The sequence below is a fragment of the Hymenobacter sp. genome (assembly GCF_035709525.1).
GTDB lineage: Bacteria > Bacteroidota > Bacteroidia > Cytophagales > Hymenobacteraceae > Hymenobacter.
On the sequence record NZ_DASTEP010000169.1, the window covers coordinates 21,806 to 45,932 of the forward strand.

General features: G+C 62.2%; 20 protein-coding genes. 11 read left to right on the forward strand and 9 right to left on the reverse strand.

Going from position 1 to position 24,127, the window contains the following annotated elements; genetic code table 11:
- Window positions 1-76: 76 nt before the first annotated feature.
- Window positions 77-715: a sigma-70 family RNA polymerase sigma factor gene (locus tag VFO93_RS14460; protein WP_325135098.1), complete on the forward strand. Its 639-nt coding sequence runs from the start codon at window positions 77-79 to the stop codon at window positions 713-715.
- Between the two features lie 71 nt (window positions 716-786).
- On the forward strand, window positions 787-1,890 hold the full coding sequence (locus tag VFO93_RS14465) for an energy transducer TonB (RefSeq protein ID WP_325135099.1): 1,104 nt from the start codon (window positions 787-789) through the stop codon (window positions 1,888-1,890).
- 89 nt (window positions 1,891-1,979) lie between these two features.
- Here VFO93_RS14465 and VFO93_RS14470 read toward each other — a convergent pair whose 3' ends face one another.
- The 3 genes from VFO93_RS14470 to VFO93_RS14480 form a co-directional block, all read right to left on the reverse strand.
- The gene (locus tag VFO93_RS14470) at window positions 1,980-2,465 is read right to left on the reverse strand and encodes a hypothetical protein (protein WP_325135100.1); all 486 of its coding nucleotides are present in this window, start codon (window positions 2,463-2,465) and stop codon (window positions 1,980-1,982) included.
- Window positions 2,447-3,049 (reverse strand): proline iminopeptidase-family hydrolase, encoded by a 603-nt coding sequence (locus tag VFO93_RS14475; protein WP_325135101.1) that lies wholly within the window; start codon window positions 3,047-3,049, stop codon window positions 2,447-2,449. The genes VFO93_RS14470 and VFO93_RS14475 overlap by 19 nt, the downstream gene beginning before the upstream one ends.
- Window positions 3,050-3,188: 139 nt before the next feature.
- Entirely contained in the window at window positions 3,189-3,365 is a 177-nt protein-coding gene (locus VFO93_RS14480) for a hypothetical protein (RefSeq protein ID WP_325135102.1), read from the reverse strand.
- A 183-nt stretch (window positions 3,366-3,548) separates the two neighbouring features.
- Here VFO93_RS14480 and fumC point away from each other — a divergent pair, with 183 nt between their 5' ends.
- The 6 genes from fumC to VFO93_RS14510 all read left to right on the forward strand — a co-directional run bounded on the left by fumC (window position 3,549) and on the right by VFO93_RS14510 (window position 7,671).
- On the forward strand, window positions 3,549-4,949 hold the full coding sequence (gene fumC / locus VFO93_RS14485; protein ID WP_325135104.1) for a class II fumarate hydratase: 1,401 nt from the start codon (window positions 3,549-3,551) through the stop codon (window positions 4,947-4,949).
- A 208-nt stretch (window positions 4,950-5,157) separates the two neighbouring features.
- Entirely contained in the window at window positions 5,158-5,373 is a 216-nt protein-coding gene (locus tag VFO93_RS14490; RefSeq protein WP_325135105.1) for a hypothetical protein, read from the forward strand.
- Window positions 5,374-5,498: 125 nt separating this feature from the next.
- Window positions 5,499-6,092, forward strand: a complete 594-nt coding sequence (locus tag VFO93_RS14495; protein ID WP_325135106.1) for a GNAT family protein — start codon at window positions 5,499-5,501, stop codon at window positions 6,090-6,092.
- Window positions 6,085-6,504 carry a diacylglycerol kinase family protein gene (locus tag VFO93_RS14500; RefSeq protein WP_325135107.1) on the forward strand — a complete coding sequence of 140 codons (420 nt, stop codon included), beginning with the start codon at window positions 6,085-6,087 and terminating at the stop codon, window positions 6,502-6,504. Before VFO93_RS14495 ends, VFO93_RS14500 begins: the two co-directional genes overlap by 8 nt.
- 76 nt (window positions 6,505-6,580) lie before the next feature.
- Window positions 6,581-7,048, forward strand: coding sequence for a DUF6970 domain-containing protein (locus VFO93_RS14505; RefSeq protein ID WP_325135108.1), 468 nt, complete (start codon window positions 6,581-6,583; stop codon window positions 7,046-7,048).
- Between the two features lie 131 nt (window positions 7,049-7,179).
- Window positions 7,180-7,671, forward strand: a complete 492-nt coding sequence (locus VFO93_RS14510) for a DinB family protein (protein ID WP_325135109.1) — start codon at window positions 7,180-7,182, stop codon at window positions 7,669-7,671.
- A gap of 193 nt (window positions 7,672-7,864) precedes the next feature.
- Here VFO93_RS14510 and VFO93_RS14515 read toward each other — a convergent pair whose 3' ends face one another.
- From VFO93_RS14515 to VFO93_RS14525, 3 genes are all read right to left on the reverse strand, one after another.
- A complete protein-coding gene (locus tag VFO93_RS14515) occupies window positions 7,865-9,361 on the reverse strand; it encodes a TolC family protein (RefSeq protein ID WP_325135110.1) in 1,497 nt (498 codons plus the stop codon).
- A gap of 114 nt (window positions 9,362-9,475) precedes the next feature.
- A complete protein-coding gene (locus tag VFO93_RS14520; protein ID WP_325135111.1) occupies window positions 9,476-10,858 on the reverse strand; it encodes an HlyD family secretion protein in 1,383 nt (460 codons plus the stop codon).
- The gene (locus VFO93_RS14525) at window positions 10,851-11,873 is read right to left on the reverse strand and encodes an ABC transporter transmembrane domain-containing protein (RefSeq protein WP_325135112.1); all 1,023 of its coding nucleotides are present in this window, start codon (window positions 11,871-11,873) and stop codon (window positions 10,851-10,853) included. Before VFO93_RS14525 ends, VFO93_RS14520 begins: the two co-directional genes overlap by 8 nt.
- Window positions 11,874-12,322: 449 nt before the next feature.
- Between VFO93_RS14525 and VFO93_RS14530 the strand changes: the two genes are divergently transcribed.
- Entirely contained in the window at window positions 12,323-12,937 is a 615-nt protein-coding gene (locus VFO93_RS14530) for a class I SAM-dependent methyltransferase (protein ID WP_325135113.1), read from the forward strand.
- Window positions 12,938-13,013: 76 nt separating this feature from the next.
- On the opposite strand, the gene VFO93_RS14535 is transcribed toward VFO93_RS14530, so the two are convergent.
- On the reverse strand, window positions 13,014-16,064 hold the full coding sequence (locus tag VFO93_RS14535; protein ID WP_325135114.1) for an AsmA-like C-terminal region-containing protein: 3,051 nt from the start codon (window positions 16,062-16,064) through the stop codon (window positions 13,014-13,016).
- 371 nt (window positions 16,065-16,435) lie between these two features.
- On the opposite strand from VFO93_RS14535, the gene VFO93_RS14540 reads away from it, so the two are divergent.
- The gene (locus VFO93_RS14540) at window positions 16,436-17,914 is read left to right on the forward strand and encodes an alkaline phosphatase PhoX (RefSeq protein ID WP_325135115.1); all 1,479 of its coding nucleotides are present in this window, start codon (window positions 16,436-16,438) and stop codon (window positions 17,912-17,914) included.
- A 319-nt stretch (window positions 17,915-18,233) separates the two neighbouring features.
- Window positions 18,234-20,102 (forward strand): cytochrome-c peroxidase, encoded by a 1,869-nt coding sequence (locus VFO93_RS14545; RefSeq protein ID WP_325135116.1) that lies wholly within the window; start codon window positions 18,234-18,236, stop codon window positions 20,100-20,102.
- A 184-nt stretch (window positions 20,103-20,286) separates the two neighbouring features.
- Here the strand turns inward: VFO93_RS14545 and VFO93_RS14550 are convergent, their stop codons facing one another.
- Both VFO93_RS14550 and VFO93_RS14555 read right to left on the reverse strand, forming a co-directional pair.
- On the reverse strand, window positions 20,287-22,332 hold the full coding sequence (locus VFO93_RS14550; RefSeq protein ID WP_325135117.1) for a sensor histidine kinase: 2,046 nt from the start codon (window positions 22,330-22,332) through the stop codon (window positions 20,287-20,289).
- Window positions 22,333-22,469: 137 nt separating this feature from the next.
- Window positions 22,470-24,092, reverse strand: coding sequence for a carboxylesterase/lipase family protein (locus VFO93_RS14555; protein ID WP_325135118.1), 1,623 nt, complete (start codon window positions 24,090-24,092; stop codon window positions 22,470-22,472).
- Between the last annotated feature and the right edge of the window lie 35 nt (window positions 24,093-24,127).

Here is a 24,127-nt window from a genome sequence, read left to right on the forward strand (position 1 = left end):
GTGTGCAATCGGGGCCGGAGCGGCATCCTGCCAGCGGCAGGCCGCGGGTGTTTGCGCCCACCCGTACCTTGCCGCCGTGTTGTTTCGCCGCCGCGCCCCCGTCGTCCCGTCCGTAGCCCTCTCCGACCAGGAGGTGCTGGCGCGCTATCGCCAGGGCGGCGACGTGGCTGACCTAGGGCTGCTCTACGAGCGGCACCTGCCCGAGGTGTTTGCGGTGTGCCGCCGCTACCTGGCCCCGCCCGACGAGGACGCCCAGGATGCAACCATGCAGCTATTCGAGCACTTGGTGGTGAAGCTGCGCACCCACGTGCCCGACAACTTTGGGGCCTGGCTGTATGCCACGGCCCGCAACCACTGCCTCATGGAGCTGCGCGCCCGGCAGCGCGGCACCGCCAGCGGCGGCCCCCTCCTACTGCTGCCCGACGCCGCCGATGTGGAAACCGCCGCCGCCCGGCATCTACCCAATGCCGCCGAGGAGGCCGAAGAAAACCAGCAGCACGAAGCCGACCTGCAAGCCCTGGAGCTGGCCCTGGCCCAACTTCCACCCGACCAGCGCCGCTGCCTCGAGCTGTTTTATCTGGAAGAAAAATCGTATCAGGAAATAGTGGCCTCCACCGGCCTGGCTTTGAATTTAGTGAAAAGCCATTTGCAAAACGGCCGCCGAATGCTCAAGCGCACGATGCACAAAGAATTGAGAATGAATAAGGAGGAATAGCAAAAACATCTGTCATTGCGAGCACCTACTCTAACTCAAAACTCAGAACCCGAAACTCTTAACTCCCCGAAATGCTGCCCACCAACCCGCTGCTGAACGCTACTGCCCCGGCCGGCCCGCACCTGCCCGTGGGCTTGTTGCGCCAGTACGCGGCGGGCACGCTGGCCCCGGCCGCTCAGCACCGCGTAGAGGCCCACACGCTGGCCTGCCCGCGCTGCGCCGACATCCTGGCCGGCTTGCAGCAAACCCCACCCGCCACCACCGACCAGGCGCTGGCCCAGCTACAGCAGCGCCTGCGCCAGCGAGTGCAGGCGCAGGCCGCCCCCGCCCGCTACGAGCGCGAGGCCCGGCGCAACCGCTGGCTGATACCGCAGCTGGCCGCCGCCGCCGCCCTGCTGCTGGGCCTGGTGGCCGGCGGCTGGTGGGCCGGGCAGCAGCGCCACCTCGCCACCAAAGCCACTGAGGTAGCCACCAAAGTCGCGCCCAATCTGCCGGCCGCCCCCGCTGCCCCGGCTCCCACGGCGGCCCCGCCTGCTGCTGCGCCACCCGCCACCGTGGCGGTGGCCCCCGCCGCCCCCGCACTACCGACTGCCCGGCCGCGCACCAGCCCGGCTCGCCGCGCGCAGTCACCGCTGGCCAGCCCCGCCCCGCTGCCCCAGGGTAGCTTGCCGCCGCTGGCAACGCCCGACACAACCACCACCCTGGCAACAGTGGCGGCAGAGCCCGCCCCAGCGGCAAAGGTTGGTGCGCCGCTGGCTAGCACCCGCCTCCCCGCCGACTCGCTGCGCCTGGCCGAAAACCTGGCGAGCCGGCTGGCGAGTGGGCCCGCACGCAAGCAGGTCGAAACCTACGCTGCCCCCCTGGCCCGCATGCCCGCCGCGCCCAGGATACCCCCAGCGCCGCAGGGCGGCTACGCGGCCCTGCGCGAAAAGCTGCGCCGCGAAGCCACCGAGTTCCGGCCCGCAGAAGGCGAGCAGTCGCTGTCGGGCACGGTGCAGCTGCGCCTCACCATCGGGGCCGACGGCAAGATTCAGCAAACCAAGGTATTGCGCGGCCTGCGCGACGACTACGACGCCGAGGCCCAACGCCTCGTGTGCGATGGGCCGGGCTGGGTGCCGGGCATCAGCGGCGGCAAGCGCGCCCCGCTGGAAATCGACATCGCGGTGCCGTTTTAGGTATCGGGTATTGGGTGTTGGGTGTTTAGAATAGATGTTATGAAACTACCTAATACATAATACCCGACACCCGACACTACCTATCCAACTTACAATCTGGCACCCGGCTTAAAAGAGCCATCCTCCACCGATTTCAGGTACTTGATGAGGCCCGTCATGTACACCTGCTGGTCGTCGTACATAGCCATGTGGCTGCCGTTGGGGCAGATGAGCGAATTGCCGTTTTTAACTTGGGTCGCAATCCAGGCCATGTGCGCGGGGTCCATGGTGTCGTAGTTGCCCCCGATGCTAAGCACCGGAATGGTCAGCTTGGGCAAGTCTTTGGTGCGGTCCCAGGTAGTGAGCTTGCCCGAGATACCGAACTCGCTTGGGCCCTGCATCGTCACGTAGAGCGACTGGTTGATTTTGCTCATGGCTCGCGTCACGGGCTCGGGATTAGGCACGATGCGACACAAGTGTTGGGCGTAGAAATTGGGCTCCAGCAAGCCCATGTAGCGCGGGTTACTAAAATCCTTTTTGGCCTCGATTTGGCGGATTTCGGCCAGCACTTCGGGTTTTAGCTGCTTGGCCAGCACCTCGTCGGCGTAGCGGCCGTAGGCGGGCAGCTCATCATCATGTTGGAGATAATGAGGCCTTTCAGATTTTGCTGGTACTTGAAGGCGTACTCGGCCGCCAGAATACCGCCCCACGAGTGCCCTAGGAGGTAGAAATTATCCTTATTCAAATTCAGGGCTTTCCGCACCTGCTCTACCTCCTCCACGTAGCGCGGCAAACTCCACATGCTGGTGTCGCGCGGGTTGTCGGAGTTGCCGCAGCCCAGCTGGTCGTAGTAAATAAACTCGATGCCCTCCTGCGGCAGAAAGCTTTCCAGGCACTCGAAATACTCGTGCGTAGCGCCCGGCCCACCATTGAGCAGCAGAATTTTAGTTTTCGGGTTGTTGCCGAAGCGCTTGGTCCAGACCTTGAACGTACCCTTGGGAGTAGTGATGGGGATGACCTGCACGCCGCCCGTTTTTACGCCGGTTTCGGGCGCGGGGAAGTAGGTAGTCAGGCCGGGGCTGGCTGAGGCGCTGGCAGTGGTGGAAGCGTTAGGCTGGCAGCCGGCCAGCGCGGCCGCCAGCAGCAGGCCGGCGGTGCGGGCAAGGGTAGCAAATGTCATAAAGCAGAACTAGCGATACAGGCATTTGTACCGACCTGCCAAGCTAATACGAATTTTGGTAGTACCTCAAACCCCGGCAGTCATGCTGCGCAAGTTCAGCATGACTGCCGGGGTTTCGACAAGTGCGCGTGGCCCTGGGCTAGCCGCTGTAGCCACCGCCGCTTTCGGGCTCGGTAGCGCTGCCGCCGGCTTTGTCGGGGGTGGGTAGGCCCGATTCGGTTTTGATTTCGACATCGCTATAATCGGGCACCCCGTCGCCTTGCACGGGTACGGGCGGCTGGGTGTGCGGGTCGGGGGTGGGCGTGGGCTCGTTCATCGGGGTAAGGAGGCAATGGAGTGAAGAAGTGAGAGGGCTTACGGGCTGGGGCTGATTATGGCTGCCTGCCACCAAGCGGAAGCCTTACTTTTGCGCTGATGCAACGGGACCTTGCCACCCTGGCTTTTCCCCGATTTGCCTTGTCACCGCCTCACTTTCTCACCCCATTACCTCCTCACCAAAATGAGCTTCCGCACCGAAAAAGACACCATGGGCCAGGTGCAAGTGCCCGCCGACGCCTACTGGGGCGCCCAAACCCAGCGCAGCATCGAGAACTTCCCTATCGCGCAGGACATCAACAAGATGCCGAAGGAAATCATCAAAGCCTTCGCTTACCTCAAGAAAGCCGCCGCCCTCACCAACCGCGACGCGGGCGTGCTCGACGCCGAGAAGGCCGAGCTAATTGGGAAAGTAGCCGACGAAATTCTGGAAGGCAAACTCGCCGACGCCTTTCCGCTGGTAGTGTGGCAAACCGGCTCGGGCACCCAGAGCAACATGAACGTGAACGAGGTAATCGCCTACCGCGGCCACGTGCTGCACGGCGGCCAGCTGAGCGACGAGAAGAAGTTTCTGGCCCCCAACGACGACGTGAATAAGAGCCAGAGCTCGAACGACACCTTCCCGACGGCCATGCACATCGCGGCCTATAAGATACTGGTCGAAACCACCGTGCCGGGCATCGAGAAGCTACGCGATACGCTGAAAAAGAAGTCGGAAGAGTTTAAGCACATCGTTAAAATTGGCCGCACCCACTTCATGGATGCCACGCCGCTGACCCTGGGCCAGGAGTTTTCGGGCTACGTATCGCAGCTCGACCACGGCCTGCGCGCCATCAACAACACGCTGCCGCACCTGAGCGAGCTGGCGCTCGGCGGCACCGCCGTGGGCACGGGCATCAACACGCCCGCCGGCTATTCCGAAAACGTGGCCAGGTACATTGCCGAGCTCACGGGCCTGCCCTTCGTCACGGCCGAAAACAAGTTTGAGGCCCTGGCCGCCCACGACGCCATCGTGGAAGCCCACGGCGCGCTCAAGACCGTGGCCGTGAGCCTGATGAAAATTGCCAACGACATCCGGATGCTGAGCAGCGGCCCGCGCGCGGGCATCGGCGAGCTGCACATCCCCGACAACGAGCCGGGCAGCAGCATCATGCCGGGCAAGGTGAACCCCACGCAGTGCGAGGCCATGACGATGGTATCGGCCCAAGTGATGGGCAACGACGTGGCCATCACGGTGGGCGGCTCGCTGGGCCACTTCGAGCTCAACGTGTTCAAGCCCGTCATGATTTACAACTTCCTGCACTCGGCCCGCCTCATCGGCGACGTGTGCGTGGCCTTCAACGACAAGTGCGCCGTGGGCATCGAGCCCATCCTGCCCAATATCAAGAAGCACGTTGATTCATCGCTGATGCTGGTAACGGCCCTCAACCCGCACATCGGCTACTACAAAGCCGCCGAAATCGCCCAGACGGCCCACAAAAACGGCTCGACCCTGAAGGAAACCGCCGTGCAGCTCGGCTACCTCACCCCCGAGGAGTTTGACCAGTGGCTGAAGCCCGAGGACATGGTCGGCGAGGTGAAGTAGGTTTTTAGTTTTTAGTGCATTGTGCCTGGTGCTTAGCAAAGATGCTTGCCCATTACGAAGCACCAAGCACAGTGCGCTAAGCGCTAAAAAGCTATGTTCAATACCGTCCTGCCCTTCCGCCGCGTGCAGCGCAACCGCAACCCGACGGCCGGACGCAAAAGCTGATGTCGTATCTTCATCACATCGCTGCATCAAACACGGAATCTGTATGTACGCCAAGAAATCAGCAGCTTTTATAGAAAAATCTTCCTCAAAGCATTCTAAAAAGCCTGACGCCCGCCAAGCCGTGCGCGAGGCTCGAAAGCGAGCGCAGCCCGTTTTCAAGCCCGGCGAAGCAGAGCTTCTATATATTGATAAGAGTGGCCACGAAGTCTGGAGGCTACTGCCGCAGCCGCAGATTCCCGGTTATACCTACTCGTTTTAGTTGAGCGCCTTCGAAGCACCAGAACCCCGCCCGGCCCCGTGCCGGGCGGGGTTCTTTTTTGGGCCAGCAGTCTAGCCCGGCTTTCAGGCGCATCTTTGCGGCCTGCTATATACCAACTCTGCGCCATGGATTTTTCCCAGCACGTAGTACTCGAAAACCGCCGGGTGCGCCTGCGCCCGCTCGAAGCTTCTGATTTTGAAGCGCTGAAAGCCGTCGCGTTCGACCCGTTTATCTGGCGCTACACCATCACGCGGGCCGACGATGCGGTGAGTTTGGCCGCCTACATCGCGGCGGCGCTACAAGAACGGGCAGCCGGCCTGCGCTACCCCTTCGTGATTATCGACCGCGAGACGGGGCGGCTAGCGGGCAGCACCAGCTACTATAATGTGAGCGAGGCCAACCAGAGCCTGAGCATCGGCTACACCTGGGTAGGCACCGATTTTCAGCGCACGGGCCTCAACCGGGCGGCCAAGCACCTACTGCTGTGCCACGCCTTTGGGGCATTGGCCTGCGAGCGCGTAGAACTCGAAACCGACAGCCGCAACCATCAGTCGCAAGAGGCTATGCGCCGCATGGGTGCCACCGAGGAGGGTGTGCTGCGCAGCCACCGCGTCACGCAGGGCGGGCTACGGCGCGATACGGTTATTTTCAGCATCCTGCGCCCCGAGTGGGACGAGCTGCGGCGCACTGTTTTTGCCGAGTACGACGCCCGTGGCTGATTTTGAGCCCGCCTCCAACCCCGTGCCGCCCGCCGCGCGGCCGGGCTTGCTGCGCCGCCGCGCCGCCAGCTTCGGGCACGCGCTGCGCGGCGTGGGGGCCGCGTTGCGCTCGGAGGTGCATTTGCAGTTGCACGCGGTGGCCACGGTGGTAGTAATCGGGCTGGGTTTCTACTTTAAAATCAGCCCGATTGAATGGGCGCTGGTGGCGCTGTCGGTGGCCAGCGTGTGGGCGGCCGAACTGTTCAACACGGCCATCGAAACGTTGACCAACCTCGTGTCACCGGGCTACCACCCGCTGGCGGGCAAAGCCAAGGACGTGGCCGCCGGGGCCGTGCTGCTGGCCGCGCTGGGCGCGCTGGTGGTAGGCGGGCTGGTGTTTGGGCCGCGGGTGTGGGAGTTGGTTGGGCTGTAGGGTAACTTTAGCTTGCCGGGCATTTCAACCATTCGGGGCGGTTGGCGTAAGCCCAGGCACGCTACTATTTTACGCTATGCGCTGCTTCGCTACTCCCCTTTTCGCTACCGCTCTGACCCTACTGCTCGCCGCCTGCCAGCAAGACGTGGTAGTGAACACCCCCACTACCCCGCCCGCCGAGGGCTTTGTGCGCGACGCCGACACGCCCGCCCCTACCAGCACCAACACCGTGGACGCCGTGCCCGAGCGCGACCTGCGCGTGGATAGCACCGCCCGGCCGCTGTGGCTGCGCCAGCGCATCCAAACCATCCTGAGCGAGCGCAAGCGTAACCCCGTCATCCGCATCATGCGCTACCAGTACGGCGGCGAAGCGGTGTACTACGAGTCGGCTCCGTGCTGCGACCAGCAATCGACGGTGTACGACACCAAAGGCAACGTGCTGTGCCACCCCGAAGGCGGCATTACGGGCCGGGGCGACGGTAAATGCGCCAACTTCGACAAGCGCAAAACCAACGAGCTGCTGGTGTGGCAAGACCCACGCTGACAGGCAGTTTTAAGCTAGGGGTTAGGAGTTTTGAGTTTAAGACTACCAAGGGCCTGCCGTGGGCAGAGTAGCTTTGGCACACGGGTTGGCTTCGCCAACTCAAAACCCCGAACTCACAACTCAAAACTCTCATGGTAAATACCATCGAAAAGCTCGGCGTGTTCAACGTGTGGGCCAACGAAACGCTGCTGCGCCGCCTCGACTCGTCGGCCGCCGCCGGCAAAGAGCTGCCCACGGCCGCGCTACGCATTTTCAGCCACGTTATCAATGCCCAGGCTATCTGGATTGCGCGCCTCTCGGGCAACGCCAGCCCCCTGAAAGTGTGGCAGGAGCACGACCTGGCCGGTCTGCACCACTGGCACGAGCAAACCTCGCAACGCTTTGCCGAGCTCTGCGCCAATGCCGACGACCCCGAGCTGCACCGCCACATTCAGTACAGCAATTCGCAGGGCGACGCCTTCGACTCGCAGGTGAGCGACATCTTGACGCACTGCGTGGTACACGCCAGCTACCACCGCGGCCAGGTAGCCACCAAGATGCGTGAGGGCGGCCTAGAGCCAGTCAATACCGACTTCATCACCTACTGCCGCGAGATGAGCGGCCAAGTTAAACCACAGAACTAAGACCGCAGATTCAAACGGATTAAACGGATTTCGCAGATACGCCCGCTGCGCGGGCTGACTACTCGGGCGCCGGGCGGCCTTCGGCCAGCCTCTTTGCTTATTGAGAGCTGGCGCAGCCACTCCTGCGCCCGAGTAGTCAGCCCGCGCAGCGGGCGTATCTGCGAAATCCGTTTAATCCGTTTGAATCTGCGGTCTATTCGGCGTTCACCGACCGGGTGCCGGCGTAGTAGTAGAGCTCGGCCCGGTATTTCTCGTAGCTGGACCGCATGCTTTCCTGCTTGATTCGCAAGTCAATGAGCTTGCTTTCGCGGGCATTGATGAGGAAGATGGTGCTTTCGCCCAACTCGAACTTTTGCAGTTCGGCCAGTAGTAGGATGCGTTGGTTTTTAATGGTTTGCGCCTGCAAAGCCAGTAGTTGCTCGTAGGTCTTGAGCGTGTTGTACACGTTGCCGACCTGCGTGACGATGGTGCGCCGGCTCTGCTGCTGCTCGTAGGCAAACTCCTTGAGCTGAATGCGGGCGTATTGCAGCTTGCCCCGCTCGGCGCGCAAAAACAGTGGGAACGAGAAATCGACGCCCAGCTTGTAGTTGTCCATGCCGAAGTTGTAGTAGCTGGGCACCTCGCTGCGGTAAAAATTACCCTGGCTGATGAGCGTGCCGCTCACGTTGAGCTTGGGCTTGAGCATCTCGCGCCGGTATTGCTCTTCGATGCGGTACTGGGCTATTTTGGCCCCCAGCTTTTGCAGCGTAGGGTGGTTGGCCGCCGCCTGGTCGGCCAACTGCTGAAACTGGGCCCGGCTCACGGTGTCGAGCACGGGGGTTTGGGGAGCAGCGTAGTCGGGCAGCTCCACGGGCTGGCCATCCTTGTTCCAGAGGTGGTTGGACAGCACCCGGCGGGCATTCAGCAGCTCTACCTGTAGCTGGGTCGACTGCACCAGGCGGTCCTGAACCGTAATCTGGGCTTCTACCGAGTCGATGGGAGCCTGGTCGCCAATCTGGGCGCGGCGGGCCGTGGCCTGAAAGCGCCGGTTGGCCAGCGCGATGCCCTCCTGGATAAGCTGAATTTGCTGGTACTGGTAGTACCAGTTCCAGTAGTCTTTGGCGGCTTGCAGCCACACCTCGTTTATCTGCTTCACGCGGTCGGCCTCGGCGGCGGAGAGCAGGGCCTTGGCCTGGCGCAAGGTGCTGCGGCGGGCATCAATAAAGAGCCCCGCCCCGATGGGCACCGACAGCCCGATGCCGGCCAGCCCCATCACCGGCGTGCGGGTTTCGGGGTTGGTGTACACGCCCACGTAGCGGTCGTAGCCGGCCTTGAGGTCAATGCCACCCGGCCACAGCGGTACTTTCAGCTGGTTGCCCCAGTTGTTGTAGTACTCGGTGCCGCCAAACAGCTTGCGGTGAAAATCAGCTTCCAGCTTGGGGTCGAAGCCGCCGCGGGCTTGTAGCACCTGGCTACGGCCTTCTTCGCTGAGCAGCGCGGCCTGCTTCACGATGGGGTGGTTGGCAAATACCAGCTCGGCCAGGTCTTGCAGCGAAAACACCTTGGCCGTGTCGGCCGGGCGTACTTCTTCGAGCTGCATGGTTTGCAGCGGGGCACGCTCGATGCCCGAGCGCCGGGCCGGTAGCTGGGGGTCTTGGGCAAATGCTGGGAGGCTGAGGAGTAGCAGCAGAACTGTAAAACGGAGTGGCACTCCGTTTCCGCGCCTGGGCGCTACCTCGCGCCAAACGGAGTGCCACTCCGTTTTACAGGCTTGCGCCAGCCGTTGCCAAGTAGTGAAATTAAAAAGATGCAGTAGCATAAGCGACTATTTGGCTTTCTCCTTGCCCGTTTCGCCCTTGGTAGGCGTCACGTCGGGCTCTTTGCTGAGGGTGGGCGGGAAGCCGTTGAGCTGGCGCCAGATTTCGTACCACACGGGCACCGAATCCAGAATAACCCAGCCCTGCACGCCCGAGCCCACGCGCAGCTGCCGGGGCCAGGGCTTGTCGCCGGCCATGGGCTGGGTGGGGCGCACCAGCAGGCGGTACTTGCCGCCGGGGCTGTTCACCACGTCTATCACCGTGACCTCGCCGCCGAAGGTGCCCACCGCCGCCGAAGGCCAGCCCGAAAACTGAATGGCCGGGAAACCTTCGAACTGCAAGCGCACCGTGCGCCCGCGCTGAATGAGCGGCACGTCCATGGCCCGCACGTAGACTTCAGCGGCCAGCGCCGGGGCTTCGGGCTGGAGCGTGGCAATGCTTTCACCTTCTTTTATCGTTTCACCGATACCCGCCTTGAGGGCGCGCACGATGTAGCCCGTCTGGGGCGCGCGTACGATGTAGAGGTCGCGGCGCACGGCCACGTTGGCGATTTTATTGCGGGTAGCGGCTACCTCGCCTTCGTAGGTTTCCCGGTTGGCCACGGCCGTGCTGCGGTCCGAGTTGGCCTTGGCCAAATCCTGGCCGTACTTGGCGCGCAGGTTGGCCAGCTCGATGCGGGCGTTGGCCAGGTTCTGGATGCTGGTATTCACCTTGTTGCGCTGCGAAGTTACCTTGGCCAGGTCTTCTTGCAGCTTGAGGCGGCGGGTTTCGATGTCGGTGAGTGAGAACAGGCCGTTTTTGTAGCCTTCCTCGTAGCGTAGCAGCCGGGCTTTGGCCGTTTCGTAGAAGGTAGTGATGGCCACCAGGTCGGCGCGGTCGCTGTTGAGGTAGTTCTGGGCCTGCTCTACCTTGTTGGCAGCGGCTTCGAGCTGCACTTCCAGCGTGGCGCGCAGGGCGGCAATCTGCTGGTCGGTGGCGGCGATTTTGGCCTGGTAGGCCACTACGTTGCCCTGCTTGGCGGCCAGCTGCTCGCGCAGGCGCTGGGGTAGGTTGGGGTCAAAGTACTCGTCTTTTACCTCCGACAGCATCAGCAGCGTGTCGCCTTTGCGTACCAGCTGGCCCTCGCGCACGTTCCAGTGCTCGATGCGGCCGGCTATCTGGTTCTGAATGTTTTGCGGCCGGTCTTGCGGCGTGAGGGCCGTGAGCGTGCCAAAGCCCTCAATGGTTTGGCGCCAGGGCAAAAACAGGATAATCAGAAACGCGATGCCGATAACCAGCAGCACGCGGCCCATTTTGCGGCTGGCGTAGGTGCGCAGCAGCTCGGGGCGCGTTTGCCGGGGCACGTGCTCCCACACCTCATCTCTAACACTTTGATTGGATATATTAAGCATTCTCGAAGGCAATGGAATTCTTGTGCTCGTCCATGGGCAGGTCGGTCACGACGGCCACTTTTTCTACCGCCGTCAGCACGTCGAAGATGGTGTTGATGCTGGTCATCAGCTTTTCTATCGAGCCGCTAATCATCACGATAAGTACCTCGGCGGCCACAAACTGGCCCAGCGTCATCTGGCGCGACACCACGAAGAGCGTGCCCGCTATCAGCAGCCCCGCCGTGAGGATGGTGCGCAGCGCAATAGCGTAGGCGTAGTACGACTTGAGCACGCGGAAATGCGAGTTGCGGGCGTGCAGGTACTCCGAGGTCAGCTCGTCGGCGCGGGCCAGGGTTTTGTGCTCCTCGGCGTCGTCGCCGCGCACCTCGTCGAGGCGGCCGGCCACTTCTTCAAGCCAGGCTACCAGCTCGTACTTGTAGGCCGATTCTTCGATGCTCGTGCGCAGGGCGCGCTGATAGTTAAGCATATACACCCCAACCAAGGCCAGGATGGTGAAGAGCCCAAACCCAATGAAAATGGGGTGGTAGAAGGACAGCACAATCACGCCCATCAAAATCTGGAGCCCCGCGAACATGACATCGACCAGCAGCTTGGTGAGGCCCTTCTGCACGGTCAGGATGTCGAAAAAGCGGTTGACCAGCTCGCGGGCGTCCAGGCCGTGCAGGGCTTCGGGCTTGATGCGCGGCAGCCGGTAAGCATATTCGATGGCCGCTTTGGCAAAAATGCGCTGCTCGATGGCCTCGACCAAGGTCATTTGGCCCACCAGCAAAATGCCGCCCAGCAGCACGCCACCCACCACCACCGCCACCAAGATGTAGGTGGAGCTGAACACCGCCCCCGTCGAAACCAGGTTGAATACCGCCTGCGTGCCCAGCGGCAGCGACAAGCTGATGAGGCCCGTGAGGGTAGCGTAAAAAATGATGTAGCGAATCGTTTCGCGCTCGGTGTCGAGCATGCGGGTGAGGCGTTGCCAGGGGGTAGGCGGCGGCAAGCCGGCCGTAGCGTGATGGGCCATATAAGAAAGTAAGAGGGCTAAAATCAGTGCGCTTAACCGAGCGGAAGAAGAAGCGGAAAAGAACCGCTAGAGGCTAAAATTAAAAATGAAGAAATAATGAATTTTACCACAAATTTATCACGAATCGGCAAAAAACAAGTGCTTTTGTGCGCAGCCTCATATTTCTGGGTGGTTGTACGGCTCAGCTATGTTGCTCGTTGGGCAGGCGGGCGAGCTAGTTAGCAGTTGGCCGGGCGGGCGCGGCAAGGCCCTACCCGCCAGCGGGTAGGGCCAACTTTTAGGGGCGCGGCCGGTATAGCTTGCCTACCCGCTCGCCCGGCCTGCTGCTTATTTCATTCGCGCTCGCGCGCACGGTCATCTGGCCTTTCGGCGCGGCTTAAGCCAGCACGTGGCTGAGGGGCACGCTGCCGCACAGGTTAAGGCACGGGCGCGGCAATTAGTTTAATTTGATGCGTAATCCTTTTGGCCGGCTGCTCGACACGGCAGCCGTTTTTCGCTACCACCGCGCCCGCATCCAGGAGTTTGGCACGGGCAGCCCCGGCGCGCTGGGCTGGCACCCCGAGGGCCAGCAAATCCGCTTCCGCACCCTGGCCCAAATCGGCGACTTATCGCACCGCTCGGTGCTCGACGTGGGCTGCGGCTACGCCGATTTATATCCGTATCTGCATCAGCGCTTTGCCAACGTGCAGTACACCGGCGTTGAGCAGATGCCCGAGCTACTCGACGTGGCCCGCGCCCGCTACCTGCACGCCCCCGGCGTGGTACTGCGGCGCGATGACTTTCTGCGCGCGCCGCTGCCGCCCCACGACTACGTGCTGGCCAGCGGCGCGCTCAACTACCGCCAGCGCCACTCTCGCTTCATCTACCAGGCCATTGAGAAGCTATATGCCAGTTGTCGGCTAGGCCTGGGGTTTAATCTGCTCAGCGCGGAGCAGCCGAGCAATGGCTCTTTAGCGGCTTATGAGCCTATGGTTATTAAGGCTTTTTGCGAGACGCTGGGCGCTCGGGTAGTTTTACTGGACGGGTATTGGGAGGGAGATTTTACGGTATTTATGTATCGGTGAGGCACTCACGCAAGGCGAACCGAAAAGGCCCCATTCTCAGGCGAGAATAGGGCCTCTAACTACCATAAAAAAAGCCTTATTTCTTAGTCGTATCAGCTGGGGCCGTGGTAGCCGGCGCGGGAGCGGGCGTAGCCTTGCGCGGGCCACCAAACAGGCTATTCAGCCCTTTGCCGATGGCCTGCTTGGCCTTCTCCTGGGCTTCCATCTTGCGCTTCTGAATCTCCAGGTTGAGCTGCTCCTGGGCATTTTGCTGGGTGATGGCAGTAGCCTTTTGGGTGCTGTCGGTTTTTGCGCGGTTCTTGTTGGCGAGGTCGAGCAGGGTATTGGTGAGCTTGGTTTTCACCACGTTGGTCACAATGGCTTTGCCTTGGTCTTTGAGGCTGCCGCTGGTCAGCTTCACGCTGGGGCTAGCAATGTTGCCGCCAATGTTGAGGCCCAGCGTCACGCGGTCGGTGCCCTGGATGTTCTGCACGCCGGTCAGCTGGGTCAGCTTGCTGCTCACCGCCGAGCCGAGCTTGCCCGTAGGTGCGTTGATAGCGGCCACGTAGGACAAGATGCCTTGCAGGCTGTTCGAGCCACCTAGGGTCATTTTTACGTCGCCCACCGTCAGGTCGAAGGGCTGCACCACGAGGTTGCCGTTCACGATTTGGGCTTTCACTTCGCGGTTCAGCACTTGCAGGTTTTTAAGCTCGGGCAAGGTCGTGAGGCTGGCAATCTGGGTGAGCGTGGGCGATTGCAGCACGGCCGCTTTCACGATGTCAAACAAGCCGCTGCCGCTCAGGGTACTCAGCTTGGGCAGCATGTCCTGGCCCATTTCGCCGCTGGCCGAAAATTTGGTATTAAACACGCCCTGTACCGTGGAAGCCAGCGGCACCAGCGCCTTCACCGTGTTAAACGCACTAAATGCCTTCTGGAAATCGAGCTGCTTGATGTCCAGCCCCAGGTCAAACTTAGGGTGCGCCAGGTCTTGGGTGTTGTAGCTGCCCGTGGTGCCGAAGGTGGCCCCTAGGGTATTAAAGGTGAGATTTTTGAGCGTCGCCACCTCATTTTTCACCGTCACGGTGCCGCTGGCATTTTGCAGCTTCAGGTTGTCGTAGGTCACGTTATCGACCTTGCTATTCAGCACGAGGTCGAAGAACTTGGGTATCGGCACTACGCCGTCGGCCTTGGCGGGGGCGGCTTTCACGGCGCCGGCGGTGGGCTTCTCGCTCACTGGGTCCACCATAAACTCGTTGACGTTGAAGTTGTGCGAGGTCACATTCATCGTACCGCGCAGCGGCTGGCCGGGCGTGAAAAGGTACCCTAGGTAGTTGCTGATGGTGCCATTGGCGGCAAAGTCGGAAGACCCGGCCGTACCATTCAGGCTCTGAATAGTAATCTGGTTGTTGTTGAACGTACCGGCCGCGCTACTGATTTTTACGCCCTGCGGCAACTCCTTGCTCTTGTACGTGATGTTGCTGGCTTTCACCGCACCGCTGGCTTTCACGTTCTGGTAGCGGCCGGCTTCCACGTCGGCCATGTTGCCGGCGGCGGCGATGTCGCCGCTCACGCGGCCCGTCACGGTCATGCCTTCGAGCGGGAAGATTTTGGTCATCTTCGTGAGGTCCACGGTGCCCTTCACGTTGGCGTCGAAGATGGGCGAGTTGATGTTGTGCGCCGCAAGGCGGCCGTCGAGCGGCTCACCTTCCAGCACCATGTGGAACTGCGGCAGATTTACGTAGGTGTCGTTGACCTGCCCGGTCTTGTTCACCACTGTGCCGCTCAAGTTAATATCCTCAATGGGGGCCGGAAACTGGTTCGATTTCACGTAACCGTTGGTCATCTTGATGGCCGCATTCACCACCGGCATCTGGGTTTTTGAGTAGATGCCCTTGGCCACGGCATCCACGAAGAATTGCCCGCGCATATTGATGCCGGCCACCGGGTACACCTTCAGCGCCTCGGCTAGGTTCACGTTGGCTTTCACGCGGCCGTCCACCTTCATGGGCTCCAGGCCGTCGATGGTCACGTTGCCATCCACGGGGTCGTTGCCGAGGTCGAGGTGAAACTTCGACACGTTGACTTTCACGTTGTTGGTAAAGCCCGAGGGGTTATCCACCACCATCGCCACGTTGATGTTCTTGGCCTCCCTAGGTAGCTGCGGGTAGTGAAAGCGGGCGTTGGTCACGGTCAGGTTCACGCCGTAGCCGGGCATGCGCAGCTTGTTTTGCACGCCTTTGTAGTAGCCGTTAAAAGCGACTTGGCCGCTGGCCTGCACGTCCTTAAACTGCTCGTTGAACACGCCCGGCACTAGGCTCAGAATATTCTTAAAGTCGGTTTGCAGCGCCTTGAAGGTGATGTCGTAGGTGATGTCCGTGGCGTTGGGCAGCCCAATGGCGCCCGCGAAGCTGAACGGAAAGTCATTCAGCTTCACCTGGTTTTCTTTGAAGGTGTAGAGGCTCTTGCCTAGGTCCATCGCCATGGCAATGTCAGCATCTACCTGCTTGTCGGTGAGGTAGTCCACGCCCGCATAATTAGCCGTGAGCTTGGCGATTTTGGTATTCGAAGTCAGGTCGAAGATGTTCTTCGCAAAGTCGCCCTTGCCGGTGTGGTTGATGCCGCGTGCATCCATCCGAAAGGGGATGCTGCGGTCGTCGTAGCGCAGGCGGCCGTTGTCTATCTTCCAGCCCTGGATGGCGAGGTTCACGGCGCTGGTATCCTGGCCCTCGGCGGCGGCGGCCGAGTCCGAAATCATGATATCCCAGTTGGCCCGGCCGCTTTTCAGCACCTTCACCGCGATGTCGGGCTGGTCGAGGTTCACACTCTTAATGTCAATCTGCTGGCCTTTGATAACGCTCATCAGGTCGAGGCCCACGCGCAGGCGGGGTAAGTAGGCCAGCGTATCGCGGCTGAAGGAATCGACGCCAATCACGCGCAGGTTCTTGATATCCAGGCCTAGGTCAGGAAACGTGCTGAGCAGCGTCACGTCGATGTCGGCGGGGTTATACTGCACCTTGGCGCGCACGCGCTGGGCTATCTGCTTGTCGGCCAGCGCGCGCAGCTTGTCCTTGAAAAGGAAGGGCGCCAGCGCGGCGGCCGCTACCAGCACCACCAGAAACAGCAGAAAACCAAAGAAAATCTTACGCATCAGGAAGAGGCAATTAGGGGTCGTGGGCAAAAATAACCGCCCAGCCAATTACGGTTAAACGCGAAAATGCGGCCAACTGCACCAAGTGGCCGCATTTTTTCTGCCAACTGGATAGGTTTACCCATTAACAATACTTGGCGCTGGATACCCCATGGCGCGGGGCAGCGCCCCTTGTCCTGGCTGCAATACCGCCTAGCAGCTGTGCACCTAGGAGGCAGGCTGGTTTATGAGCGCTCGAAGCCTATGATAGAATTGCTTTTTTAACGACTTGAAGCTTAATCAAATTTTCATAATTGGCGCTTGACGTTGGCGTAACACTAAGCGAGGAATTTTGCGGGGCTGTCAGAACCTTGTTTTTTCTCGTTTTATTTATGACCAACGTTACTCTTCTTCGCTCGGCCCGCTTGGCGGCCCTCGGGCTGCTACCCCTGCTGGCGGCCTGCGGCAACGACAACAACGAGCCCGCCAACCCCATCGAGCTGAAGGCGCAGTCTGTGACCCCGTCGTTGGTGAAGACCATGTCGGGCTTCGAGAGCCTGCAAATCCTGCCCCTGATTTCGTCGGACGACGTGCTGGCTGGCTCGCCCAACTTCGTGTTTGGGCCCCAGCCCGACGGCGCTGGCCTACTGAAAAACCCCGCCGCTGAGGGTGGCTACGTGCTGATTAATAACCACGAGATTTCGCAATCGGTATCGCGCGTGTACCTCGACCGTACCTTTAAGCCGGTGCGCGGCGAGTATATTCTGGACTACAACGGCGGTGTTACCCGCCTGTGCTCGGCCACGCTGGCCACGCCAGAAGAGCACGGCTTCCCGATGCCCACCTTCTTGACGGCCGGTGAAAGCGGCTCGGAGAGCATGGTGCACGCCCTCGACCCGCTGGGCACGGCCAACAAGAGCAATTCGAGCCGCCGCAAGCCCGCCCTAGGTAAGGCCAGCATGGAAAATGCCGTGCCGCTCAGCAAGCAGGCCTACCCCGGCAAAACGGTTATCGTGATTGGCGAAGACGACTCTAACGGCCAGGTGCTGCTCTACGTGAGCAACACGCCCGGCGACCTCGACAACGGCAAGCTTTACATGATGAAGCGCACCAACGGCGACCCCGTTGAAACCAACATGAGCGCCGGCACCAGCTACGACGTGCAGTGGGTAGAAGTGCCCAACGTGACGACCATGACGGGCACTCAAATTGCGGCTTTCTCGGTGACCAACAATGCCTTGCAGCTGGCCCGCGTAGAAGACCTGGACTACCGCAAGGGCAGCGCCGCCAACAACCGCGAAATCTACTTCACGGCTACCGGCGTGAGCGCGTCGGATAAAATCACGCCCGTGGCTGGCAAAACCATGTGGGGCCGCGTGTATAAGCTGAACCTGAACGCCACCGACCCCACGGCCGCCGCCAAGCTCGAAGTGGTGGTAGACGGTGCCACCGACCCCGGCAACTACATCGTGAACCCGGACAACATCTGCGTGACCGATAACTACGTCTACATTCAGGAAGACGGCGACTCGTACTACGTGGCCAACAACCACGACGGCCGCATCTGGCAGTGGGCCATCAACAACCCCAGCCAACGCGCCAAGGCCATGCTCGAAATGGACCACCGCCGCAGCGATGCCACCTTCAACGCCAAGTATAACCCCGGCAACAACCAGCAGAAAAGCTCCTGGGAATACGGCGCGATGTACGACATCAGCGACCTCGTGAACACGCCCAACACCTTCTTGGTGAACATTCACCCCCACACCTGGCAGGATGCCAAGTTCCGCAACGCCGACGGCTCGGGCGCTACTTCTAACACCAACAGCGAGGGCGGCCAGGTCGTTATCGTGCGCGGCGTAGCCAAGTAGTTTTCAGGGCCTAGGGCCTTTGCAGCACCCTCCGCCGGCCCCGGTGGGGGGTGCTGTTGTTAGGGAGCTATTTGCTGAAGTTCAGATAGCTCAACTAACTGTCATGCTGAGCTTGCCGAAGCATCTCTACCGCTTCGTTGAACGGTTTGGATGAAGCGGTAGAGATGCTTCGACTCCGCTACGCTGCGCTCAGCATGACGAACGTTTTTCAATTGCAGAAATGCCTAGCTTCTGCATTAGCCATCAGCGGCCACGGCTTGGCACTTTTATGAAACAGCCTCTTTTTCAATTTTTGAGCTTAACTCTGCTATTAGCAAGCGTGCTGACTTATTGCACGCCCGCCACCGACGAACAGGCCACTCCCCCACCCGCCCCCACCGGCCAAACCACTCAGCAAGCCCACTCGCGCCCCGCCCAGGTAAAAACCGCCGTGGCCCGCGACCTAGGGCAGCTGCTGGCCCTCATTGATAAGGAGCTGCTGCCGCTGAGCCGCCGGCCCGCCGCGCAGCCGCTGCCCACCGACTCGCTGCGGCAGGCATTCCGGCGCTGCCGGCTGGCCTACAAGCGCGTCGAGCCGTTTACCGAATATTTTTTGCCCGCTACCAGCCGGCTGGTAAATGGCGCGCCTGTGGCCGAGGTGGAAGTAGAGGAAACGAAAATGTTTGAGCCGGCTGGCTTGCAGGTGATTGAGCCACTGCTGTACCCTAGCCCCGCCCCCGCCGCCCAGGACACGGCCAGCCGCACCGAGCTGCGCCGCCAGGTGGTGCGCCTGCGGCGGCAAGTGCGCTCGCTTCAGCTCTCATGGGCCGACCAGGAGTTTACTGATGCCCACGTCTTCGACGCGCTGCGGCAGCAAGTGTTTCGGGTGGTGGCGCTGGGCATCACGGGCTTCGATACGCCGCTGTGCCCCACTGCCACCCTGCCCGAAGCCGAGGCCGCCTTGGCTGCGCTCGAAGCGCCGCTGCGGCTGTACGCCCCGGCTGGCCCCGCCGCTGGCCAGCCAGCCGCACCCACCGCGCAAGCCCGGCTGGCGGCGGCCCGCACCGCCCTGCGCCGACAGCCCGATTTTGCCGCGTTCGACCGCCTAGGGTTTATCCGCAGCCACGCCAACCCGCTGGGGCGGAGCCTGCTGGCCTTACAGAAGCAGCTGGGCATCGCGCCGTTTCCGGGCGAGCTGCGGGCGCTGCGGCCCGATGCGGCCACGCTGTTTGACACGGGCGCATTCAACCCTGATTTTTACACTGGCAACCGGCAGTGGTTCAGTAACCCGGCCAAAGTGGCCCTAGGTCGCGCCCTCTTCCACGACCCCGTGCTGAGCGGCAACGGCGGCCGCTCCTGCGCCTCGTGCCACCAGCCGGGCCACGCCTTCACCGATGGGCTGGCCCTGAGCGCTACGCTCAGCGGCGGCACGCTGCGGCGCAACACGCCCACTATCCTCAACGCCGCGCTTCAGGCCGGGCAGTTCTACGACCTGCGCGCACCTAATCTTGAAAACCAAGCCATTGATGTAGTCGGTAGCCGCGACGAGATGCACGGCTCGCTGGATGCCGCCGCCGGCCGCCTGGCCCGGCAGCCGCGCTACGCCGCCCAGTTTCGCCAGGCCTTTCCTGGCACCGAGGCTGGGGCGCCGCTTGTGAGTCCCGTCCGCATCCAAAACGCGCTGGCCGCCTACGAGCGCAGCCTCGTGCGCCTCAACGCGCCCTTCGACCGCTACGTGCGCGGCGAAAAAGGCGCTGCCCTGAGCCCGGCAGCCGTGCGCGGCTTCAACCTCTACGCGGGCCGGGCGCGTTGCGCCACCTGCCACTTCTTGCCCCTCACCAATGGCACCGCGCCGCCCACCTTCCAGGACTCGGAGGCCGAGGTGCTGGGCGTGCCTACGCGCCCTGGCAGCCGGCAGCTCGACCCCGACCTAGGGCGCTACGCCCTCACCAAACTGGCTCCGCTGCGCCACTCTTTCAAGACGCCCACGCTGCGCAACGTGGCCCTCACCGCGCCCTACATGCACAACGGCCAGTTCCGCACCCTAGAGGAAGTCATCGCGTTCTACAACGAGGGCGGCGGCGTGGGCCAGGGCATCCAAGTCGCGAACCAGACCCTGCCGCCCGACAAACTGCACCTTTCTACCCGCGACGTGGCCGACCTCAAAGCGTTTTTGGTCACTCTTACCGACACCGCTCGCCTACGGTAAGCTCATTGAGCCGATGGCGCGGGGCTGTGCCCCGTGTTCACTATTTGGCCGGCATCCGGCCGGCACGTCAGGGCTCGTATTGCTCTTTGCTTACTACTCCTCGCAAGCAGGCCAGCGGCCTGCCACTAGCAGGCACGGGGCACAGCCCCGCGCCATCGGGGTTATCCGAGCAAGCAAGACTACCCTAGGCCGGAAAGCGGAGGCTAAACGTGGTGCCCACCTCTACCTGGCTTTCCACAGCGATGGTGCCGCCCGCGTTTTCCACTATCTTCTTTACCATGTACAGCCCCAGGCCCGAGCCCTCGACGTGGGTATGCAGGCGCTGAAACAGCTGAAACAGCCGCGCCTGCTGCCACTCGCTCACGCCCAGGCCATTGTCTTGCACTTTTAGCACGAGTTGGTCGCCCTCGGTGGCGCAGGTGAAATGGATGTGAGGCGGCCGGCCGGGGTGGCGGTACTTCAGGGCGTTGCTGACTAGGTTGTAAACGATGCTGCGCAGGTTTTTCTCGGAGAACACCCGCGGCTGGCAGTCGGCTACTGCTACGTCGAGCTGCGCGCCGGCCTCGGTGAGCTGGGGCAGCAAGTCCTGGCGCACCTCCTCTACTACCTCGGCCAGCGCTAGCGTCACGGGGGGCTGGGCAAACTCGGTTTGCAGCTTGGTGACGTCGGTGAGGTGGCCGATGGTGCGCGTGAAGCGCTCTACCGCCCCCTGCATGCGGTCGAGCGTGGTGGCCACCAGCCCATCGGCGCGCACGGCGGCGGGCAGGGCTTTCTTCAGCAAAATCAGCAGGCCCTCGATGTTGGTGATGGGCGCTTTGAGGTCGTGCGAGGCCGTGTAAATGAAGTTGTCGAGGTCGATGTTGGTACGCATGAGCTGCTTGTTAGCGGCACACAGCTCTTGGTTGGCGGCCGTCAGCTTTTCGTTGAGGCGCTGCACCTGCTCGTGCGCCCGCACTTGGCCCGTCACTTCAAAGCCAAATACATAGACGCCGTCAATTTCGCCGCGCTCGTTGTGGCGGGCCTGCTCGATGTAGGTAAAGTAGCGTTCCTCCACCACGCCATCGGGCCGGGTCACGGGCACCTCCTTGCTATCGGCCAGGTGCGTGCGGCCCGTTTCGTACACCCCGCGCAGGCCATGCCACACGGGCTGGCCCGCAAACTCGGGCACCGCATCCAGGATGGGCCGCCCAACCAAGGTGCGGTTATCAAACAGTGCCTGGTAGCGCGGGTTAACGAGCTCGTACACAAACTCGGGCCCCGCCAGCACGCAGATGGCGGCCGGGGCCTCGGCAATGAGCTGCGCCATACGGCCGCGCTGGCGCTCGGCCTCGGCTTGCGCGCGGTGGGCCTGCCCAGTGCGCTCCTGCACGCGGGCTTCCAGCTCCTGGTTGAGGCGTTCGAGTTGCTGGTGAGCCAGCACCTGGTCAGTTACTTCAATCGCCACGGCTATCGCACCCACTATTTCGCCGTCTTCGGCCCGCCAGGGCTGGTACGTCACGTGGTAGTACCCACGGTCGGGCTGCCCTAGGTGTGCGCGGTTAAGCTCAACCAGCACCTCCCGAAACACAATGGTTTCGCCCTGCAATACCCGTTGCAGCACCAAGTCGAAGCCCTGCCCTTGCAGCCGGGGCAGCGCCTCCATAATGGGCCGGCTCAGCAGCTTTTCGCGCGTGCTGCCCAGCAGCGTGGCGTTGGCCTCGTTCATGAGTTCTACCACGTGCTGGGGGCCGCGCAGCACGGCAATGGCCACGGGTGCCTGCTCAAACAGCCGGTTCACATCTTGCTGCTGGCGCTCGGCCCGCTGCCGGGCGGCCTGCTCGCGGGCCAAGCTGGCGTGCAGCTGCTCGGCTACGGCCTCGATGGGGTGGTCGGTGGTCGTGACGAAGCTAACGACCAGCCTAGGTCCTTGCCGCTGCGCTACCAGGCGGTAGGCAAATACCAGACCGGCAACCTCACGGGTGCCTTCGTACTCGGTTCGCTCGCCAGTGAGGTAAGCTTTTCGGTAAAATGCGAACAGCCCCTCATCGTCGGGATACAGCGTGCGCAACGAGGCGGAAGGTCGCGCTGGCAGCAGGGTTTTTCGCTGCGCTATGGGGTTGAGGTACTCAAAAGCTACATCGACGATAGCATCGCCCTCCGCCGCGTACACGGGGCGTAGCAACATCATCCCCGCGGGGGCTACCTCAAGCAGCACCTGCGCCAGCTCATCGGGCTCAGTTGCGTCAGTCAAAGAGGAGGGCTCCATGAAGTATCATACGGAAAGAGGAGCTAATTTGATATACCTTTTTTTCTATGCTCGCGCTCTAAAAGCCTGCTATTATCTTAGCAACCAAGCCTTCACGCGCATAGCCTACTGGCACTTGCTGCTTACTTCGTCGCCAGCTGCTCTAGCAGCAGGTAGCGGTCGCGGGTTTGGTCGGGCACGGCTTTGGTTTGCACGTCTAGGTGCAGCAATTGGCCACCCGCGCCGGGCTTCAGGGCCGGCCAGGTGGGCAGGCCCGCGCCGTTGGGGTTACCGGTTTTGATGAAGTTGGCGAAGTAGGCCTGCATGGTCTTCGACACTTGGTAGTCGTCGGGCGTCCAGGCATATACCTTATTGGTGCCTAGGTTGCCGAGTGCGTACTCAATCTCGGCCGAGTGCACAGCGCCCTTGGCGGGCGGCGCAGGCTTGGCGTTGGGGTCACCCTTAATGACGCCGCCCGCCAGGCCGGCGGTGGCGTTGCCCATTTCGGGCGTCATAGCCGGGCGCGGGCGGGCGTAGTAGTAGCGGTACACGGGCCGGCCGCTGGTGTTGGCGTGCGCATCGGCCCACTTCCAGGTACTGTAGCCCAGGAAGCGGTCGCCGGCCAGGTCGGTGGCGGCCTGCTCTACCTCAGCATCGGTGGCGGCGGGGTACAGGCGCAGCACATCGGCCGCGCGGTCGCCGAAGGTTTTCTGCACGGCGGCGCGGTAGTTCTCCACGGTTGGAGCAGCCTGGCCCAGGATGCCCTGGTAGCCGCTTTCCTGCGAGTTCCAGCCCACCAGCAGCGGCACCTTGGCCTGCTGCCCAGCCAGGAAAATTTCCTTGGGCGACTGCGGAAACAAGTAGCCATCCACAATGGCCGAAAAGCGCGGCGCACCCGGCTTGCCACTAGCCTCCAGCACCTGCTGGGCCGGCAGCGCCCGCAGCGCGGCCAACGAGCTCGCGCCTAGGCTGGTAGCCCAGGCGGCACCCGCCTGCTCGGCCTGCGCCAGCGCGGGCAGCGGTTGCAGACCTAGGAGCGAGCCGCTTTCGCCTATGGCACCAGCTATCAGATTTTTAGAAAGTGGTGATGCCATTTGAGCGCTCACCGAAAACGAGCCCGCCGACTCGCCCGCAATGGTAATATGCTGCGGGTCGCCGCCAAAGGCCGCAATATTGTCCTTCACCCACTTAATGGCCGCTGCCTGGTCGAGTAGGCCGTAGTTACCCGAGGCGTGGTGAGGCGATTCCTTGGTCAGTTCGGGGTGGGCCATAAAGCCAAACGCGCCCAGGCGGTAATTCACCGTCACGGCCACGATGCCCCGGCGGGCCATGCTCTCGCCGTCGTAGCGCGGCTCCGAGCCGTCGCCGGCCACTAGCCCCCCGCCGTAGAAGTACACCAGCACCGGGCGCTTTTCGCTGGCAGTTTTGGCCCCGGTCCACACGTTCAGGTACAGGCAGTCTTCGCTCACACCGTTCGAGCGGAAGTTCATGTCGCCAAACAAGGGCAGTTGCATGGCCCTAGGTCCGAACTGCGTGGCCGGGCGCACGGTGGTCCACTTGGCGGCGGGCTGGGGCTCGCGCCAGCGCAGGTTGCCCACCGGCGGGGCGGCGTAAGGTACGCCTTTGAAGGCGTGGATGCCAGTGGTAGTGCTGCCCTGGAGCATTCCGCCGACTACGTGGGCGCGGTCGTGGGCCAGGTCGGCGGGCACTTGGGCCACGGCGGCGGTGGCAAGGAGCAGGGTGGGGAAAAGGAAGGATAGGTTCATAGCAACAAGGTAGCTCAGCCAGCGGGCTTCGCGCT

Coding starts and splice junctions, on each gene's coding strand:
- VFO93_RS14465 (WP_325135099.1), top strand. CDS start 787: ATGCTGCCCACCAACCCGCTGCTGAACGCTACTGCCCCGGCCGGCCCG.
- VFO93_RS14475 (WP_325135101.1), bottom strand. CDS start 3,049: ATGACATTTGCTACCCTTGCCCGCACCGCCGGCCTGCTGCTGGCGGCC.
- VFO93_RS14480 (WP_325135102.1), bottom strand. CDS start 3,365: ATGAACGAGCCCACGCCCACCCCCGACCCGCACACCCAGCCGCCCGTA.
- fumC (WP_325135104.1), top strand. CDS start 3,549: ATGAGCTTCCGCACCGAAAAAGACACCATGGGCCAGGTGCAAGTGCCC.
- VFO93_RS14490 (WP_325135105.1), top strand. CDS start 5,158: ATGTACGCCAAGAAATCAGCAGCTTTTATAGAAAAATCTTCCTCAAAG.
- VFO93_RS14495 (WP_325135106.1), top strand. CDS start 5,499: ATGGATTTTTCCCAGCACGTAGTACTCGAAAACCGCCGGGTGCGCCTG.
- VFO93_RS14505 (WP_325135108.1), top strand. CDS start 6,581: ATGCGCTGCTTCGCTACTCCCCTTTTCGCTACCGCTCTGACCCTACTG.
- VFO93_RS14510 (WP_325135109.1), top strand. CDS start 7,180: ATGGTAAATACCATCGAAAAGCTCGGCGTGTTCAACGTGTGGGCCAAC.
- VFO93_RS14520 (WP_325135111.1), bottom strand. CDS start 10,858: ATGCTTAATATATCCAATCAAAGTGTTAGAGATGAGGTGTGGGAGCAC.
- VFO93_RS14525 (WP_325135112.1), bottom strand. CDS start 11,873: ATGGCCCATCACGCTACGGCCGGCTTGCCGCCGCCTACCCCCTGGCAA.
- VFO93_RS14530 (WP_325135113.1), top strand. CDS start 12,323: ATGCGTAATCCTTTTGGCCGGCTGCTCGACACGGCAGCCGTTTTTCGC.
- VFO93_RS14535 (WP_325135114.1), bottom strand. CDS start 16,064: ATGCGTAAGATTTTCTTTGGTTTTCTGCTGTTTCTGGTGGTGCTGGTA.
- VFO93_RS14540 (WP_325135115.1), top strand. CDS start 16,436: ATGACCAACGTTACTCTTCTTCGCTCGGCCCGCTTGGCGGCCCTCGGG.
- VFO93_RS14555 (WP_325135118.1), bottom strand. CDS start 24,092: ATGAACCTATCCTTCCTTTTCCCCACCCTGCTCCTTGCCACCGCCGCC.